The sequence below is a fragment of the Pseudomonas sp. OV226 genome, assembly GCF_003148705.1.
GTDB lineage: Bacteria > Pseudomonadota > Gammaproteobacteria > Pseudomonadales > Pseudomonadaceae > Aquipseudomonas.
Window position 1 is genome coordinate 203,648 of the sequence record NZ_QGGS01000002.1, and the last position, 17,508, is coordinate 221,155.

At 58.6% G+C, this 17,508-nt stretch carries 13 protein-coding genes and 1 pseudogene; 8 read left to right on the forward strand and 6 right to left on the reverse strand.

The annotated features are described in order from the left end of the window. Window positions 1–55 precede the first annotated feature (55 nt). A pseudogene (locus C7534_RS33210) lies at window positions 56–1,087 on the reverse strand (HAMP domain-containing protein); the annotation flags it as partial. Window positions 1,088–1,272: 185 nt separating this feature from the next. On the opposite strand from C7534_RS33210, the gene C7534_RS03990 reads away from it, so the two are divergent. Then, on the forward strand, window positions 1,273–2,760 hold the full coding sequence (locus C7534_RS03990; RefSeq protein ID WP_109785266.1) for a helicase HerA-like domain-containing protein: 1,488 nt from the start codon (window positions 1,273–1,275) through the stop codon (window positions 2,758–2,760). Window positions 2,761–2,867: 107 nt separating this feature from the next. On the opposite strand, the gene C7534_RS03995 is transcribed toward C7534_RS03990, so the two are convergent. Further along, the gene (locus C7534_RS03995) at window positions 2,868–3,323 is read right to left on the reverse strand and encodes a DUF721 domain-containing protein (protein WP_046033274.1); all 456 of its coding nucleotides are present in this window, start codon (window positions 3,321–3,323) and stop codon (window positions 2,868–2,870) included. A 307-nt stretch (window positions 3,324–3,630) separates the two neighbouring features. On the opposite strand from C7534_RS03995, the gene secA reads away from it, so the two are divergent. The 4 genes from secA (at window position 3,631) to C7534_RS04015 (ending at window position 9,425) form a co-directional block, all read left to right on the forward strand. Then, the gene (secA, locus tag C7534_RS04000; RefSeq protein WP_109785061.1) at window positions 3,631–6,366 is read left to right on the forward strand and encodes a preprotein translocase subunit SecA; all 2,736 of its coding nucleotides are present in this window, start codon (window positions 3,631–3,633) and stop codon (window positions 6,364–6,366) included. A 119-nt stretch (window positions 6,367–6,485) separates the two neighbouring features. Next, window positions 6,486–7,703 carry a bifunctional glutamate N-acetyltransferase/amino-acid acetyltransferase ArgJ gene (gene argJ, locus C7534_RS04005; protein WP_046033276.1) on the forward strand — a complete coding sequence of 406 codons (1,218 nt, stop codon included), beginning with the start codon at window positions 6,486–6,488 and terminating at the stop codon, window positions 7,701–7,703. A 148-nt stretch (window positions 7,704–7,851) separates the two neighbouring features. After that, window positions 7,852–8,484 carry a glutathione S-transferase family protein gene (locus tag C7534_RS04010; protein WP_109785267.1) on the forward strand — a complete coding sequence of 211 codons (633 nt, stop codon included), beginning with the start codon at window positions 7,852–7,854 and terminating at the stop codon, window positions 8,482–8,484. Next, window positions 8,481–9,425, forward strand: coding sequence for a Nudix family hydrolase (locus C7534_RS04015; protein ID WP_109785062.1), 945 nt, complete (start codon window positions 8,481–8,483; stop codon window positions 9,423–9,425). Before C7534_RS04010 ends, C7534_RS04015 begins: the two co-directional genes overlap by 4 nt. 128 nt (window positions 9,426–9,553) lie before the next feature. Here the strand turns inward: C7534_RS04015 and C7534_RS04020 are convergent, their stop codons facing one another. The 3 genes from C7534_RS04020 to C7534_RS04030 are packed head-to-tail and all read right to left on the reverse strand — an operon-like array spanning window position 9,554 to window position 13,138. Continuing rightward, entirely contained in the window at window positions 9,554–10,135 is a 582-nt protein-coding gene (locus C7534_RS04020; protein ID WP_109785063.1) for a cob(I)yrinic acid a,c-diamide adenosyltransferase, read from the reverse strand. Window positions 10,136–10,138: 3 nt separating this feature from the next. Then, the gene (locus C7534_RS04025; RefSeq protein WP_046033279.1) at window positions 10,139–12,175 is read right to left on the reverse strand and encodes a sensor histidine kinase; all 2,037 of its coding nucleotides are present in this window, start codon (window positions 12,173–12,175) and stop codon (window positions 10,139–10,141) included. 45 nt (window positions 12,176–12,220) lie between these two features. Then, window positions 12,221–13,138 carry a putative 2-dehydropantoate 2-reductase gene (locus tag C7534_RS04030; RefSeq protein ID WP_109785064.1) on the reverse strand — a complete coding sequence of 306 codons (918 nt, stop codon included), beginning with the start codon at window positions 13,136–13,138 and terminating at the stop codon, window positions 12,221–12,223. Between the two features lie 140 nt (window positions 13,139–13,278). Between C7534_RS04030 and C7534_RS04035 the strand changes: the two genes are divergently transcribed. Both C7534_RS04035 and C7534_RS04040 read left to right on the forward strand, forming a co-directional pair. Further along, window positions 13,279–13,764, forward strand: a complete 486-nt coding sequence (locus C7534_RS04035; RefSeq protein WP_109785065.1) for a YajQ family cyclic di-GMP-binding protein — start codon at window positions 13,279–13,281, stop codon at window positions 13,762–13,764. Window positions 13,765–13,893: 129 nt separating this feature from the next. Further along, complete coding sequence (locus tag C7534_RS04040) at window positions 13,894–14,736, forward strand: mechanosensitive ion channel family protein (RefSeq protein ID WP_109785066.1); 843 nt, start codon at window positions 13,894–13,896, stop codon at window positions 14,734–14,736. A gap of 141 nt (window positions 14,737–14,877) precedes the next feature. Here C7534_RS04040 and C7534_RS04045 read toward each other — a convergent pair whose 3' ends face one another. Continuing rightward, window positions 14,878–16,206: an OprD family porin gene (locus tag C7534_RS04045; protein ID WP_109785067.1), complete on the reverse strand. Its 1,329-nt coding sequence runs from the start codon at window positions 16,204–16,206 to the stop codon at window positions 14,878–14,880. 875 nt (window positions 16,207–17,081) lie between these two features. Between C7534_RS04045 and C7534_RS04050 the strand changes: the two genes are divergently transcribed. Next, window positions 17,082–17,507: an HIT family protein gene (locus tag C7534_RS04050; RefSeq protein ID WP_046033283.1), complete on the forward strand. Its 426-nt coding sequence runs from the start codon at window positions 17,082–17,084 to the stop codon at window positions 17,505–17,507. The last annotated feature ends 1 nt before the right edge of the window (window position 17,508 follow it).

A 17,508-nucleotide genomic window follows, 5' to 3' on the forward strand; every position in this document is an offset into this window, starting at 1 on the left:
CGTTGACCTGGCCGGTGGCCGAGGACACTTCACGGATCGAACCGTGGATACGCTCCACGAAACGGTTGAACGCCGTGCCGAGAACGCCAAATTCGTCGTTGTTTTCAATGGTCAGGCGCTTGGTCAGGTCACCTTCACCGTCGGCAATGTCGGCCATCGCGCGGGTCATGACGTGCAACGGCTGGATCAGGATGCGGATCAGCATGCCCAGCAACGCGATGATGATGGCCACGGCGATGACGGTCGCTACGACCGCCGAGGCGCGGAATTCGCTGAGCATCGCGTAGGCTTTGTCTTTATCCACCGACAGACCGATGTACCAGTTCACCGAGGACAGGCCTTTGATCGGGGTGAATGTGACGATGCGGGTCTTGCCGTCAACGTCGACTTCACTTAAGTCGTTGCTGATGCGCGGGGGGTTTTTCGGAAACGCCTCGCTCAGGGACTTCATCACCAGGGCTTTGTCCGGGTGAACCAGGATCTTGCCGTCGGCGCTGACCAGGAAGGCATAACCCATGCCGTTGAAGTCCAGCGCGTTGAGGCTGTCGGCGATCACTTGCAAGCTCAGGTCACCGCCGACCACACCGATGTTTTGACCGTCTTTGAGCACACTGTTGACGATGGAAATGACCAATTGGCCAGACGCGAGATCGATGTACGGTTCGGTCAGTGCCGAGCCGCTGGCGCTTTGGGCACTCTTGTACCAAGGGCGAGCGCGAGGGTCATAGCCATCCGGCATTTTGCTGTCTGGGCGGATGATGAAGGTGCCATCCTTGTTGCCCAGATAGGCGCCCATGAAGGTTGACGTCACCGCCTTCTGTTCAAGAAGCTTGGAGACGTTGCCGGTGTCAGCGTTCAATGCGACGTTTTGTGACAGGTTTTCGATCAACAGGCTACGGCCCGCCAGCCAGGTATGGATATTGTTGGCCGTCACGCTGCCCATTTCTTGCAGGTAGTTGTCGAGATTGCTGCGTATTGCATTGCGCTGCAGATAGTCGTTGTACAGAGTAAACGAAGCGAAGGCTGCAATTACGACGAGGGCGGCGGCAAGCAAGATTTTATGGCTGAAGCGCAGGTTTTTGTTCATGGCTTGGGGTTCCGCTAAGGTCTTAATGTCCTGAGCGTGCTTTTATAAAGGCACGCAAAATGGGCAGTGTTGAAAATAAGCTGATATTTCCGTCCTCTCCTTAGGGAATTACCGACGCTAATTTCTGTGTAGTCTCGGTTTTTGTATCGGCCGTGCCGGCTCAAAGATTAACCATGGGTGACAAAATGCCTGACTCATTGCAACTCGTTCTCGGCGCTGACCTTGCCGGCGAGCCCATCGCCCAGGCCATGCGTCTGGCGAACCGCCACGGTCTGGTCGCAGGCGCTACCGGGACGGGTAAAACCGTCACGTTGCAGCGCATGGCCGAAGCCTTCAGCGATGCCGGGGTGGCGGTGTTTGCCGCCGACATCAAGGGCGACTTGTGCGGTCTCGGCGCCGCCGGCAACCCGCAAGGCAAGATCGCCGAACGCATTGCCGGGATGCCGTGGCTGAACCACAAGCCCCAGGCGTATCCGGTGACCCTGTGGGACATTCATGGCCAGTCCGGTCATCCATTGCGCACAACCTTGAGTGAAATGGGCCCGATGTTGCTCGGCAGCCTGCTGGAACTGACCGACAGTCAACAGTCGGCGCTGTATGCGGCGTTCAAGGTGGCGGATCGCGAAGGGCTATTGCTGCTCGATCTCAAGGATCTGAAGGCGCTGCTCAATCACCTGCGCGACCACCCCGAATTGCTCGGGGATGACGCTGCGTTGATGACCACCGGCTCAAGTCAGGCGCTGCTGCGGCGTCTGGCGACGCTGGAGCAACAAGGCGCTGAAGCACTGTTTGGCGAGCCGGCGCTGCAACTTGAAGACATCCTGCAGCCGACCGCTGACGGTCGCGGGCGCATTCATTTGCTGGATGCCAGTCGCCTGGTGCACGAAGCACCGAAGGTTTATGCGACCTTCCTGCTCTGGTTGCTGGCTGAATTGTTCGAACAATTGCCGGAGCGCGGCGATGCGGACAAACCGCTGCTGGCGCTGTTTTTCGACGAGGCACATTTGCTGTTCGCGGGCACGCCCAAGGCGTTGCAGGACCGCTTGGAACAAGTGGTGCGACTGATTCGCTCGAAAGGCGTGGGGGTGTATTTCGTCACCCAGTCGCCGGGCGACTTACCGGATGACGTGCTGGCGCAGTTGGGTTTGCGCGTTCAGCACGGCTTGCGCGCGTTCACGGCCAAGGAACAGAAATCCTTGCGCGCCGTGGCCGAGGGTTTTCGGCCGAACCCGGCGTTCGATACCTTGTCGGTTTTGACCGAGTTGGGGATTGGCGAGGCGCTGGTCGGCACGCTGGCCGATAAAGGCACGCCGGAGATGGTCCAGCGTGTATTGATCGCGCCACCGCAATCGAGGATCGGGCCCTTGAGCGAGGCGGAGCGTGCAGCGCTGGTGGCCGGTTCGCCGTTGCAGGGCCGTTATGACAAACCGATCGACCGTGAGTCGGCTTATGAAGTGCTGATGGGGCGCAAGGGGTTGGCCCCCGATCCCGATGCGACGCCGGCCAAGCCTGCACCCGAAGAGCCAAGCTTCACTGACCAGGCCGGGGAATTTCTGGGTACGGCAGCCGGGCAGGCGTTGAAGTCGGCCATGCGACAGGCGGCTAACCAGTTAGGCCGACAATTGGTGCGTGGGCTGATGGGCTCGCTGCTCGGCGGCAAAAAAAGCCGCTGAACCCTGTGGGGGCATGGCGTGCCCGCGATGAACGATAACGCGGAGTATCTGTTGCACTGCGGCGCGCCCATCGCGGGCAAGCCATGCGCCTACAGAAATCGGTGATCTCAGGTTTTGGGCTTGGCGTGGGCCGCCAGGCGTTCCAGGGCGGCCCGCAGATTCGGATCGCTGATGCTCTCGGCCGTGGCCTGAATGGTCGCGCCCGCGTTGGGCGACAAACTGATGGTGTGGCCAGCAGCCCCTTGTTGCACGGTTGGCGGCTGCACCTTGAACAGAATCCGCGTCAAACTGGCGAATTCATCAAACATTTGCAGTTGGCGATGCAGGCGCTTTTGCTGATAACGCAAGCGCGTTGCCCAATGACCATCGGTAATGATCAGCAGCAAACTGCCTTCGCGCCACGACGCCACATGGCAATGTTCACGGGCGGCAGGCTGCAATTGGCTTTCGAGCAGACGTTGTAAATGACCCAGGCGTTGAGCCTGGCTGAAAATGGCTTTCAGCGGCTTGGCTTCGCGAAGCAGAACGGCGGGTGCTCTGGCCGTGAGAGGGCGAAATGCCATGATCAGACACCTGAAGTAACAGAGCCGCTATGGTAGCAGAAAGCATCACTTGCACCCGCCCCATTGCTTTGCGCTCGCTTTACCCATTAAATCAACAAGTAACTTCTGCAGTGAATGGCTTGAAGTTCAGCAAAAAGCCCTTATTTTAAGTGAGCCCCGTTACAACGCAGTGCATGCATCGTGGAATAACGCCACTTTCCTCACCATCGTTTCCGGGTAGAATGCTCGTTCGCATGCGGCCATGAGGGCTGCACGGGCGACTCTCGGGGCCGCCCTCCATCCCTTTAGTGTGGAAGATCCTGCCGATATGTTTGCGCCTTTGTTAAAGAAACTTTTTGGAAGCAAGAACGAGCGTGAAGTCAAACGCATGCTCAAGACGGTGCAATTCGTCAATGCCTTCGAAGAGCAAATGGTGGCCCTTTCGGACGATCAATTGCGTGCCAAGACAGACGAGTTCAAGGCCCGCATCGCCAAAGGGGAAACCCTCGACAAGCTGTTGCCAGAAGCCTTTGCGGTCGCCCGCGAAGCCGGCAAGCGCGTCATGGGTATGCGCCACTTCGATGTCCAGCTGATCGGCGGCATGACCTTGCATGAAGGCATGATCGCGGAAATGCGTACCGGTGAAGGCAAGACCCTGGTGGCGACACTGGGTGTTTACCTCAACGCGCTGTCCGGCAAGGGCGTGCACGTTGTCACCGTGAACGACTACCTGGCCCGTCGTGACGCCAACTGGATGCGTCCGCTCTATGAGTTCCTCGGCCTGACGGTCGGTGTGGTCACGCCATTCCAGCCGCCGGAAGAGAAGCGCCTGGCTTACGCCGCCGACATCACTTACGGCACCAACAACGAATTCGGTTTCGATTACCTGCGCGACAACATGGCGTTCAGCATGGAAGAAAAATTCCAGCGCGAACTCAATTTTGCCGTAATCGACGAAGTCGACTCCATCCTCATCGACGAAGCCCGTACTCCGCTGATCATTTCCGGTCAGGCCGAGGACAGCTCCAAGCTGTACATCGAGATCAACAAACTGATCCCGCGGCTGGAATTGCACATCGAAGAAGTTGAAGGCGAAGTCACCAAGGCCGGCCACTACACCGTTGACGAGAAGACCCGTCAGGTCGAACTCAACGAAGCCGGTCACCAGTTCGTTGAAGAGTCGCTGACCTCCCTCGGCCTGCTGGCTGAAGGCGAAAGCCTGTATTCGGCGCACAACCTGAGCCTGCTGACTCACGTTTACGCCGGTCTGCGTGCGCACAAACTGTTCCATCGCAACGTCGAGTACATCGTGCAGGACGGTCAGGTTGTCCTGGTCGACGAACACACCGGTCGTACCATGCCGGGCCGTCGTTTGTCCGAAGGCCTGCACCAGGCTATCGAAGCCAAGGAAAACCTGAACATTCAGGCCGAAAGCCAGACCCTGGCATCGACCACGTTCCAGAACTACTTCCGTCTGTACAACAAACTGTCCGGCATGACCGGTACGGCTGACACCGAAGCGTTCGAGTTCCATCAGATCTATGGCCTGCAGGTCATGGTCATTCCGCCGAACAAGCCGCTGGCCCGTAAAGACTACAACGACCTGGTGTTCCTGACGGCCGACGAGAAGTACGCGGCCATCGTGGCGGACATCAAGGAAAGCATGGCCGCTGGCCGTCCGGTACTGGTCGGTACGGCGACCATCGAAACCTCCGAGCACATGTCCAGCCTGCTCGTGAAGGAAGGCATCGAACACAAGGTTCTGAACGCCAAGTTCCACGAAAAAGAAGCCGAGATCATTGCCCAGGCCGGTCGCCCAGGCGCACTGACCATCGCCACCAACATGGCCGGTCGTGGTACCGACATCCTGTTGGGCGGTAACTGGGAAGTGGAAGTGGCTTCCCTCGAAGATCCAACGCCAGAGCAGATCGCCCAGATCAAGGCCGACTGGCAGAAGCGTCACCAGCAAGTGCTCGAGTCGGGTGGCTTGCAGGTTATTGCTTCCGAACGTCACGAATCGCGCCGTATCGACAACCAGCTGCGTGGTCGTGCCGGTCGTCAGGGCGACGCCGGTTCCAGCCGTTTCTACCTGTCGCTGGAAGACAGCCTGATGCGTATCTTTGCCTCTGATCGGGTGAAGAACTTCATGAAGGCCCTGGGCATGCAGCCAGGCGAGGCGATCGAGCACCGCATGGTGACCAACGCCATTGAAAAGGCTCAACGCAAGGTTGAAGGCCGTAACTTCGACATTCGTAAGCAACTGCTCGAGTTCGACGACGTCAACAACGAACAGCGTAAAGTGATTTATCACATGCGTAACACGTTGCTGGCCGCTGACAACATTGGCGAGACCATCGCCGATTTCCGTCAGGACGTGCTCAACGCCACCATCAGCGCGCACATTCCACCGCAATCGCTGCCTGAGCAGTGGGACGTGGCCGGTCTGGAAGCGGCGTTGCAGAGCGACTTCGGTGTGGCGCTGCCGATCCAGCAATGGCTCGACGAAGACGATCACCTGTACGAAGAGACCCTGCGCGAGAAGCTAATGCAAGAGCTGATCGCGGCGTACAACGAGAAAGAAGACCAGGCGGGCGCCGAAGCGCTGCGCAGCTTCGAGAAGCAAATCGTTCTGCGCGTGCTGGACGACCTGTGGAAAGACCACCTGTCGACCATGGACCACCTGCGTCACGGCATCCACTTGCGTGGCTATGCCCAGAAGAACCCGAAGCAAGAGTACAAGCGCGAGTCGTTCACGCTGTTCTCCGAGCTGCTGGATTCGATCAAGCGCGACTCTATCCGTGTGCTGTCCCACGTTCAGGTTCGCCGCGAAGACCCGATCGAAGAAGAGCAACGCCTGCGTCAGGAAGCCGAAGCGCTGGCTGCTCGCATGCAGTTCCTGCACGAGGAAGCGCCGGGCCTGGAGCAACCTGAACAGTTGGGTGAAGAGATCGATGTGGCCCTTGCCACCGCTCCGGTTCGCAACGAGCAGAAGCTGGGCCGCAACGAGCTGTGCTACTGCGGTTCGGGCAAGAAGTTCAAGCATTGCCACGGGCAGATCCAGTAAACCCCGTTTCAATCGCTGAAATACCCGCGCCGCGACCGGCTTCAGCCGTCGCGGCGTTTTGCCATTTAACACCGCCGTTCATATGACGGGGATGACTACATTTTTTAAGGAGCGCATTCATGGCTGTTGGTCTTGGTCCTTTGCCAACGTTGCACCCGGTTGCCGGTTTTGAACTCGGTATTGCCTCGGCCGGCATCAAGCGCCCGGGGCGCAAGGATGTTGTGGTCATGCGCTGTGCCGAAGGCTCCACGGTCGCGGGCGTATTCACGCTGAACGCTTTTTGCGCAGCGCCGGTCATCCTGGCCAAGCAACGTGTGCAAGGCCCGGTGCGTTACCTGTTGACCAACACCGGCAATGCCAACGCCGGTACTGGCGAACCCGGCCTGGCCGCCGCCGAGCGTACTTGCGCCAAACTGGCTGAGTTGACCGGTGTCGACGCCAGCCTGGTGTTGCCGTACTCCACGGGTGTGATCGGCGAGCCGCTGCCGGTCGAGAAAATCGAAGGCGCGCTGCAAGCCGCTCTCGACGACCTGTCGATCCACAACTGGGAAGCGGCCGCCACCGGCATCATGACCACTGACACCCTGCCAAAGGGTGCCAGCCGCCAGTTTGAGCATGACGGTGTGACCATCACCGTGACCGGCATCAGCAAAGGCGCGGGCATGATCCGTCCGAACATGGCGACCATGCTCGGCTACATCGCCACCGACGCAAAAGTCTCCCGTGACGTGCTGCAAAACCTGCTGCTGGACGGTGCCAACAAGTCGTTCAACCGCATCACCATCGACGGCGACACGTCGACCAACGATTGCTGCATGCTGATCGCCACCGGTCAGGCGGCGCTGCCGGAAATTACCCGTGCCGAAGGCGAGTTGTTCGCCAAGTTGAAACAAGCGGTGTTCGAGGTGTGCATGGACGTGGCCCAGGCCATCGTTCGTGACGGCGAAGGCGCGACCAAGTTCGTCACCGTTGAAGTCAATGGCGGCGGCAATCACCAGGAATGCCTGGACGTTGGTTATACCGTGGCGCACTCGCCGCTGATCAAGACGGCGTTGTTTGCCTCCGATCCGAACTGGGGCCGCATCCTGGCAGCCGTTGGCCGTGCCGGCGTACCGAACCTGGACGTGAGCAAGATCGACGTGTTCCTCGGTGAAGTGTGCATTGCCAGCCGTGGCGCACGGGCCGCGACGTACACCGAAGCCCAGGGCGCTGCAGTGATGCAGCAGGAAGAGATCACCATCCGTATCGAGTTGGGTCGCGGCGACTGCAGCGAAACCATCTGGACCACCGACTTGTCCCACGAATACGTGAAAATCAACGCCGAGTACCGTACTTAAGACCGAGTCGCTCCTATCGCAGGCAAGCCTTGCTCCTACAGTTTTGTGTCGTTCACAACACACCCTGTAGGAGCAAGGCTTGCCCGCGATGAAGGACGACCAGACACTGAAGATTCCGGTCTGTACCCCTCATCAAAAGGTCCCGAACATGAGCCTCCACCTGATCATCGGCGACAAACTGCTTTCCTCCTGGTCGCTGCGTGGCGCCTTGGCCCTCGACCTGACGGGCGCGGCCTACACCGAAGAACTGATCAAGCTGGGTCAACCAGACACCCGCGCGCGCCTGCTCAAGCATTCGCCCGCCGGCAAGGTCCCGCTGCTGAAAACCGAACACGGTACCATCGCCGATTCCCTGGCCATCGCCGAGTATCTGGCGGAGCAGTTTCCCGAGGCGGGCCTCTGGCCCAAAGACACCGCCGCCCGTGCTCAGGCGCGTTCGGCCTGCGCGCAAATGCACTCCGGGTTCTTTGCCATGCGTGGCAACATGCCATTCGACCTGAGTCACGATGCGCCGCTGTCGCCAACAATTCCTGACGTCGAGGCCGACATCCAGCGCATGCTCGCGCTGTGGGCTGAATGCCGCGCGGTGGCCACCGATACCGGTCCGTTCCTGTTCGGCAGCGCGACGTTGGCCGATGCGATCTTCGCGCCAATTGCTGTACGTCTGCGCACCTATCAGGTGAAGTTGCCGGCAGCGGATGAAGCCTACGTCGAAACGATCTACCAGTGGCCGGCCTTCAAAGCCTGGCAAAAGGCGGGTCTGGAGGAGATAGGGCAGTGAAACGAGTCCATGTAGCTGCCGCGGTTATTCGTGATAACAGCGGCAAGATTCTTATCGCACGCCGTGCCGACACTCAGCATCAGGGTGGCTTGTGGGAGTTTCCCGGTGGCAAGGTCGAGGGTGACGAATCCGTCGAAACCGCACTGGCCCGTGAGCTTCACGAAGAGCTGGGCATTGTGGTCACCGCTGCGCGCCCCCTGATCAAGGTTCATCACGACTACCCGGACAAGCACGTGTTGCTGGACGTCTGGGAAGTTTCCGCGTTTACCGGCGACCCCCACGGCGCTGAAGGCCAGCCATTGTCCTGGGTGACGCCGCGGGAGCTGGTGGATTATGAGTTTCCCGCGGCCAATCAGCCGATCGTCGCGGCTGCACGGTTACCCGCCGAGTACTTGATTACCCCCGAAGACCTGGAAACCCCGGCATTGCTGCGCGGAATCCAGAAAGCCATCGCGGGGGGGATCAAGCTGATCCAGCTACGGGCTCCCAACGGCTACGATCCGAAGTACCGCGATCTGGCGGTGGATGCGGCAGGGCTGTGTGCCGGCAAGGCGCAGCTGATGATCAAGGGGCCTTTCGAATGGCTGGGAGACTTCCCGTCCGCCGGATGGCACATCACGGCGGCGCAGTTGCGCAAGTACGCAGCGGCGGGTCGACCGTTACCGGCCTCGCGCTGGTTGGCGGCGTCGTGCCACAACGCTGAAGAGCTGGCGCTGGCCGAGCAGATGGGCGTGGACTTTGTGACCCTGTCGCCGGTGCAGCCCACCCTGACTCATCCCGGTGCTGAGCCATTGGGTTGGGAGCAGGCTTCGGTGTTGATCGAAGGGTTCAGCAAGCCGGTGTTCCTGTTGGGCGGTGTCGGCCCGGCAGAACGGCAACGCGCCTGGGAAGCAGGAGCGCAGGGTGTGGCGGGGATTCGGGCGTTCTGGCCTGAGAGCTGAGCTGATCGTTCCCATGCTCTGCGTGGGAATGTATCCCTGGACGCTCTGCGTCCGCTTTTGGGACGCGGAGCGTCCCTTGCTGCATTCCCACGCAGAGCGTGGGAACGATCATGCGTGGGAGCGATCAGCTAAACCTGAGGTTTAGCGGCCGCCTGCCAAAGTATCTCGGCAACTCCCTGGCGCTTGGCAATCAGCCGCGCCACCACAAACAGTAAATCCGACAACCGATTGATGTACGCCAGTCCAACCCCAGCCAACGGTTCAAGCGCATTCAACTGCTGGCACCGTCGCTCCGTGCTGCGCGCCAGGCTTCTGCACACGTGTGCCTGAGCGATCAACGCTGAACCGCCGGGCAGAATGAAATTCTCCAGCGGCCCCAACTCTTCATTCCAGCGATCAATCGCCGCTTCCAGGCGTTCGATTTCCGCGGCATCCAGTGCCTGATACACCGGCATAGCCAGTTCGCCGCCGAGGTCGAACAGCCGATGCTGGCAAGGCGCCAACACCTCGATCACCTCGTTCAAACCCGGGTATTGCGCGCTTTGGGCGGCCAAACCGGCCAGCAGCACGCCGACCTGACTGTTCAACGAATCGACTTCGCCAATCGCCTCGATTCGCGGGTGGTCCTTGGGTACCCGGCGACCATCTCCGAGCCCGGTTTCGCCTTTGTCGCCAGTGCGGGTGTAGATCTTCGACAAGCGAAAGCCCATGGGTTACCTCGATAGCTGATTGAGTTCTTGAGAGACGACCGGCGTACCCGACAAGGGCAGGCGCAACGTGAAACAGGTGCCTTGGCCCGGCGTCGACTGCACTTCCATCTGGCCCTTGTGATTGTTGGTGATGATGAAATAGGAGACCGACAGGCCCAGGCCCGTGCCCTGGCCGATTTCTTTGGTGGTGAAGAACGGCTCGAACGTACGTTTGCGCACGTTCTCGCTCATGCCGATGCCGTTGTCCTCGACCTGGATTTCGGCCCATGGCGGGTTCAGTCGGGTGCGCAGGATGATCCGCCCCGGTTCGCTGTCATCCTCGCGCTGGTGAATGGCCTGGGCCGCGTTTTTCAACAGGTTGAGCAGTACTTGTTCCAGTTCGTTGGCCGTACCGGGCACCGGACCCAGCGCCGGATCGAACTGGCGAATGATCGCCTGGCCCTTGAAGTCGAAACCGATCGCCAGATCAAAGTCGTTACCGGCGATGTCCACTGCTTGATCGATCAGTGCCGGCAGGTCGCACGGGGCCATTTGCCGGGTGCTGCGGCGGCTGAAACTGAGCATGTGCGTGACAATTTTCGCCGCACGGGCACCGGCCTGCTGAATGCCATCAAGCAGTTGCGGTACTTCGCGCACTTGCAGGTATTGGTTGACCGTTTCCAGCTCGATACCGATCTGCTCGGCTTGCTCCATGTTCTTCGGCAAGTCCGGCGACAGGCGTCGGCGTATGTTCTGCACGTTGTGCAGGATCGCGCCCAACGGGTTATTGATTTCGTGGGCCATGCCGGCGGCGAGGCCGCCTACGGAAAGCATTTTTTCCGACTGCACCATCATTTCTTCCAGGGACAGGCGCTGGGTAATGTCGTCGATGCGGATCACTACGCCACGCCCGGCACCGCCCATCAGCGGGTAAAAGGTCAGGGCGTAGTGTTTGGGCTCATCATCCTTGAACCACGTTACGCGCTCGATCTTGGCCACGGTGTGCTGCTCGACGGTTTGCTTGAGCTGCGGCAGAAACGGTTTCAGCGGTTCGAAGGCGAGGAAGATCGGCTGGTTCAAGGCTTCGTCCAGGCGTGTGCCGGACAAGGCGCTGGCTTCCTGATTCCACTGGGTCACGTAGAGCTGCTCGTCGAGGGCGATCAGTGCTGACGGCATGGAGTCGATGATGCTGTTGAGGTAGTTCTGGAAGCCTGTGAGTTTCTTTTCGATTTTGCTGCGCACCTGAACTTCGAGTTCCAGCTTGCGGTTGGTATGGCGCGTTTCTTCGGCAAGGCCTTGGGCTTGATCGTATGCAGCCTGGGAGTCGTCCCGGGCACGCTTGAGCTGCTGCTCCCGGGCCTCGATTCGCGAGAGCATGGTGTTGAACGCCTCGGCGAGGCTGCCGATTTCGTCATGGTTGCCACGGGAGGCGCGCAGTGCGTAGTTCTCTTCGCGGGTGACTTGCCGGGACAGTTCTTCAAGCTCATGGATAGGTCGGGTAATCAGGCGTTTGATCTGCCGTGCAATCACCAGCCACAACAGCACGCTGAAGATCAGAATGCCGAGGCTGGCGGTGAGGGTGCCGGTGTAGAACGCCATCGGCAATTCACTGCTGGCCACCAACAGCAAGTGGCCGGGATCGGTGCCGGGGCGGGGCAGGGTGATCAATTGATTGCTGCGGAACTCGGTCGCTTGCCAGGCTTCAATGTGCTGGTAGCGCCCCGGCAGGCTCAGTTTGTCGCCGTGCTGCAACTGCGCCAGCCGTTCACCCTTGCCGTCATAAAGGGCTGCCGCACGCAGCGGCGAGTAACTGTCGAGCTCCTTGAGCAGGCGTTCGGCGTTTTGTGGCGACTTCAAGGCGTCGGCCACCAGGCTCGGGTTGGACACCAGTCGGCCAATGGTTTGCAGGGCTTGGGGGGCCATGCTTTCCTGGGAGATGTAATACGACGCGCTGATGAAGGTCAGGTTGGCGACCAACAGGATGGTGATCAACAGCACCAGCAGGGCGGCCAGCAACTTCTGGCCGACGGGGAGGTTTTCGAGGCGCTGGCGCAATGGCATCAGGTTCGTCGCTTGAATGGAACAAGTGGCCAGCGTAGCCGCTGCTCAGTCGCTGGGCAATCCAAGGCTGTGCAGATGGGCAATCAGCCGCTGCTGCAGTTGATTAAGGTGGGGCAGCTTGACCTGGTGTCTCGCCGCAACTTTGCAGGCATAGCCCAGCAGATAGCTGATTTCGGTGCGCCGCTCACTCGCGACGTCCTGGTACATCGAGGAGTAATTGGCCGCCGTGGCATGGATCACTCGCTCGACCTCCTGCTGCAGGTCCTGGGCGGCAGCTGGCTGACCGCAGCACTCCAGCAGTTCGGTCAATTCGACGCAGAGGGTGGCGACTTCGCAGTGATGTTCCTGCAAACCGCCATTGCGACAGTTGTGCAAGACCGTCAGGGGATTGATCGCACAGTTGAGCGCGAGTTTACGCCACAGCCTTCTCAGGATGTCGGTGCTCCACTCATGAGGAATCCCGGCGGCCGTCAAATCGTCCAGCCAGATCGGCGCCACTGGGTGGCCGGCATCGCCGAGCCACGTGTAACCGTGGCCGGCAAACACTACACGCCAGTCACCCTCCCGAAAGGCGCCTTCCGTACTCGATGCGCTCACGCAACGGGCTTGCGGCACCAGCGCCGCGACGGCGTCCTGACTGCCAAGGCCGTTCTGCAACAGGATCAGTTCGGCGTCCGGCGTCAGGCGCGACGCCAGTTGCGCGACGGCTTTTTCGGCGTCGTAGGCCTTGCAGGCGACCAGCAAGCGGCTGATCGGCCCCACGCTGTCCGGTGTTTCGCCGGGGATGTCATAAGTGCGGGCTTCGCCGTGTTCGACCAGGGTCAAGCCGCCAGCAGCTTGATAGGCCTGCAAACGCTGTTCACTGCGAACGATCAGCCTGACCGGCAATCCGGCCCGCGCCAGACGCGTGGCCCACAACGTGCCGAGGCTGCCGGCGCCCAATACATGCCAAGGGGTCGACATCAGCTTTTTATCCGGTTTGTGGCAGGCATGTGAGGCTCGCAGTATGGCTTGGAAAAGACCCGTTATAATGAGCCCGATTTTAACCGCAAGCCAAGCGCGCGCCATTGCAATCGAGCGCGCCTTTTTATTGGAGAGATTACATGCCGTCGTTCGACGTGGTATCCGAACTGGACAAACACGAAGTCACCAACGCGGTCGAAAACGCCGTCAAGGAACTCGATCGTCGTTATGACCTGAAGGGCAAGGGTACTTTTGAGTTCAAGGAAAAGGACCTGACCGTCAACTTGACCGCCGAGGCCGACTTCCAGCTCGAAGCGATGATCGAGATCCTCAAGCTCGCGCTGGTCAAGCGCAAAATTGACGTGCAGTGCCTTGAAGTCAAGGATGCCTATGCGTCGGGCAAGCTGATGAAGCAGGAAGCGATCCTCAAGGAAGGCATCGACAAAGAACTGGCGAAGAAGATCGTCGCTCACGTCAAAGACGCCAAGCTCAAGGTTCAGGCCGCCATTCAGGGCGAGCAAGTGCGCATTACCGGCAAGAAACGTGACGATTTGCAGGAAGCCATCGCCGCCCTTCGTGCCAAGACGTTCGACATGCCGCTGCAGTTCAACAACTTCCGCGACTGATCGACCAAGCGGGAACCTCTCGGCGTTTTCGGCGTCCGAGGCCCAAGCAACGGCAGAAATGATTGAGCCCCTGGGGTTTGGTCTTTCTGCCGCTCATTTTTTAGCGTGCCGGAAGTCAGGAGAAACAAGATGGATTTGAATGCTGAAGTGGACAACCTGGTCAAGGCTTCCCAAGCCTGGATTCCAATGATCATGGAATACGGCAGCCGCGTGTTGCTGGCCGTCATCACGCTGGCCATCGGTTGGTGGCTGATCAATAAAGTGACGCAAAAACTCGGCGGCTTGCTGGCGTTGCGCAATGCAGATCTTGCGCTGCAAGGGTTCATCAGCAGCCTGGCGAACATCATTCTCAAGGTTTTGCTGATTGTCAGCGTGGCCTCGATGATTGGCGTGGAAACTACCTCGTTTGTCGCAGCGATCGGTGCCGCCGGTCTGGCCATTGGTCTGGCCTTGCAAGGCAGCCTGGCCAACTTCGCGGGCGGCGTGCTGATTCTGTTGTTCCGTCCGTTTCGTATCGGTGACTGGATTGAAGCTCAGGGGGTTGCCGGTACTGTCGACAGCATTCAGATCTTCCATACCGTACTGCGTACCGGCGATAACAAAACCATCATCGTACCTAACGGCAACTTGTCGAACGGCATCATCACCAATACCAATCGTCAACCCACGCGCAAAGTAGTGTTCGATGTAGGTGTCGATTACGAAGCGGACTTGCAGAAGGCACGTGAAGTACTGCTGGAATTGGCCAAAGATCCACGCGTATTGGCAGATCCGGCACCTCAGGCTGTTGTTTCTACCTTGGGTGACAGTTCGATCACTCTTTCGCTTCGCGTCTGGGTAAAGACGGCGGATTATTGGGACGTGATGTTTATGTTCAACGAACAGTCCCGTGATCGTTTGAAAACTGCTGGTGTTGATGTTCCTTTGCCACAACGGATGATTCGTGTGGTTCAGGAATCTGCAGTGCAGTGATTGTTTTTTGATCATGTCTGACTCTTTGGTCAGGCATGTTTTGCATGATTTTTGATCGTTTAAACGCGCAGTTGACACCAACGAAAAAGGCCCATCCGAAGATGGGCCTTTTTTTGATTACCGCAAACTAACTTTCTGCAATTACAGAATGTTGAGTGGGTAGTCGGTGATCAGGCGGAACTCAGAGATATCGCCTTCGCCTTCGTCAGCATTGGCGGAGTGCCATGCTTGACGGATGCGGAACGACAGATCTTTGGCTGGGCCGGTTTGAATGACGTACTTAACTTCCACGTTGGTTTCGTGGTGTTTGCCGTCTGCACCGTACAGACCAGCGTAAGGGCTGCCTGCTGGAGTGTTGGTACCGTCGATGTCCCAACCTTTAACGTAACGGGTCATGAAGCTCAGACCAGGTACGCCGTATTCGGCCATTTTCAGGTCGTAACGGGCTTGTACCGACTTCTCGCCTGGGGCGTTGAAGTCAGAGTACTGGATGGAGTTGGCGAGGAAGATCGAGTCGCCACCGCGGTTGTTTTTACCCACACCGATGTAGTCGAACGGGGTATCGCCGTTCACTTTCTGGAAGCCCAGGGTCAGGGTGTGTGCTTTCAGGAACGAGTAAGCAGCGGCCAGCGAGTAGGCGTTGTTGCTGATTTCGCCTGCTTTAGCGTTACCGGTGTCCTTGGTGTTGTAGTAGTTACCGTCGAAGTTAATCGAGTTGTCGCCGCCCAGTGCGAGGGTGTAGTTCGCGTTGGCGTAGTACTGGTTCCAGACGTCTTCGAGCTTGGCACCGTAGAGCGAGAAGCTCAGGTCCGGGGTAACGCCGTACTTGCCACCGAAGTAGTCGATGGAGTTGGCTTGCACGCCAGCGTAGGTAGCCCACAGGGAACCGTCACGGGCGTTCTTGTCCTGGCTGGTCGCCGAGTAGAAGTGGCCGGCTTCGAGGTCGAGGTCTGTAACTTCGCTGCTCTGCAGTTGGATACCGCTGGCAGTTTGGTGAAGGATGCGGGAACCGCCTACAGCGAACACCGGAGAGGTGCTTGGCTGCATGTCGCCGACTTTCAGCTCGGTCTTGGAGATGCGGAACTTGGCGGCAGCGCCGGCTTTGCCCTGGCTGTTGTTGACTTCGCCATCAGAGCCCACGGACATGTTGCCCGAACCCGAATACTTGTCGGAACCGTCCAGCTTAATGGCCAGTTGGCCCCAAGCTTCAACGCCAACACCGATCAGACCTTGGGTGTAGCCAGAGCTGTACATGCCCTGAATGCCCTGGGTCCAGTCTTTGTCATCGACTGCGCCGTCAGTTTTGTTACGGTTGTAGTAGTAGTTGCGAACCAGCAAGTCGAGCTTGCTGTCTTCAACAAAACCTTTGGCTTCTGCCTGGTCGCTTACGAAAGGTGCGGCTACTGCCAACTGAGTACTGGCTGCTGCTGCAACTGCCAGTGCGATCATGCTCCACTTCATCACGCGCATCGTGATTTGCTCCTTTGGTTTTAGAAGAGTACTGCCGTCCCACCTGATTTATTATCTGGGCGGCTCTTTCTTTTTGTGTCGGCGCAAACTTATATCACGCCGACCATGTTGGCGATACTTGCGTATCTAACCTTTCAGCTTCTTTACGACCGTGTCGCAAACAGCTTGGTAGATGTCGCAAATTTACAGCCTCAATGCAAGCGGGCCGGCAACTTTAACGTTGTTTTCCAGGGCTTGAACATCGGTAAAAAGAGTCCTTGGTGAAACGTTTGAATCTCCATTGGGCAACCCTGCCGCTGTTTTTATTTGCCTTGAACCTTCCACTTCCAGCAGAGGCATCCAAGGCGATGTGGGTGTGAATGCAACAAGCGTGCACAAATCAGACATTTGTAGCGATTTTTTTCTGATGGCCCGCCTAACGCTGTAAAAACCTCATAAAACCGGGCGTTTCAAGCACTTATTGTTCGGGCTTGACGCCAGGGAATGCATCGTGCATCAACATTTTTCGCGACGCCGTGACAACCAAAAATGTTACCGGTTCACCCCGTTAGTGAGTAAATGGCGGATGCTGACGCAATCAGCGTAGACGAGCTGTGCGGTTTTGGTGCAAAAAATTTTAATTGCTGTACTGATTTCATACAGTGCTGTCATTTGGCCGAATCGAACGCATCGTTGTTAATCAAGTATTTCGGCGTTTTGGCTCGGGTCGTGGGTTCTGAAATGGTGCGTTTGGGCAATAAGTGACTCATGGCGGGGCGAGTGCCGGGTCGTGAAGCTAGCGCCGTTCACAGGTATGCTGCCGTCCTGTCGCTTGGCGCACCGTCCCTCGGGAGGGGCGCTAAGCTGAAATTGAGAACCCGGCGGGAGTGCGCACAGTGTTCGCTTTAGATCCACGGCTCCAACAAGACACGTTACCGATTGGGGATTTCCCGCTTTGCCGGTTGCTGTTGTCTAACGATTCGAATTACCCCTGGTTCATCCTGGTGCCTCGTCGTGACGATATCAGCGAGATATTTCAGTTGGATGGCGCCGATCAGCAACAGTTGTGGCAGGAGACGACCGCATTGGCGGAAACCCTCAAGGATTCGTTCGACGCCGACAAGTTGAATGTCGCGGCCTTGGGTAATGTCGTCAGTCAGTTGCACATGCATGTGATTGTGCGCAAGCAGGACGACGCCGCCTGGCCGGCTCCGGTCTGGGGCAAGCTGCCCGCCAAACCCTACAACGCAGATCAGATTGCCGCGATTCGCGAGCGGCTGCGTTTGGTATTAACCGAAGACTTTACGTTTCTGGAGGGTTGAA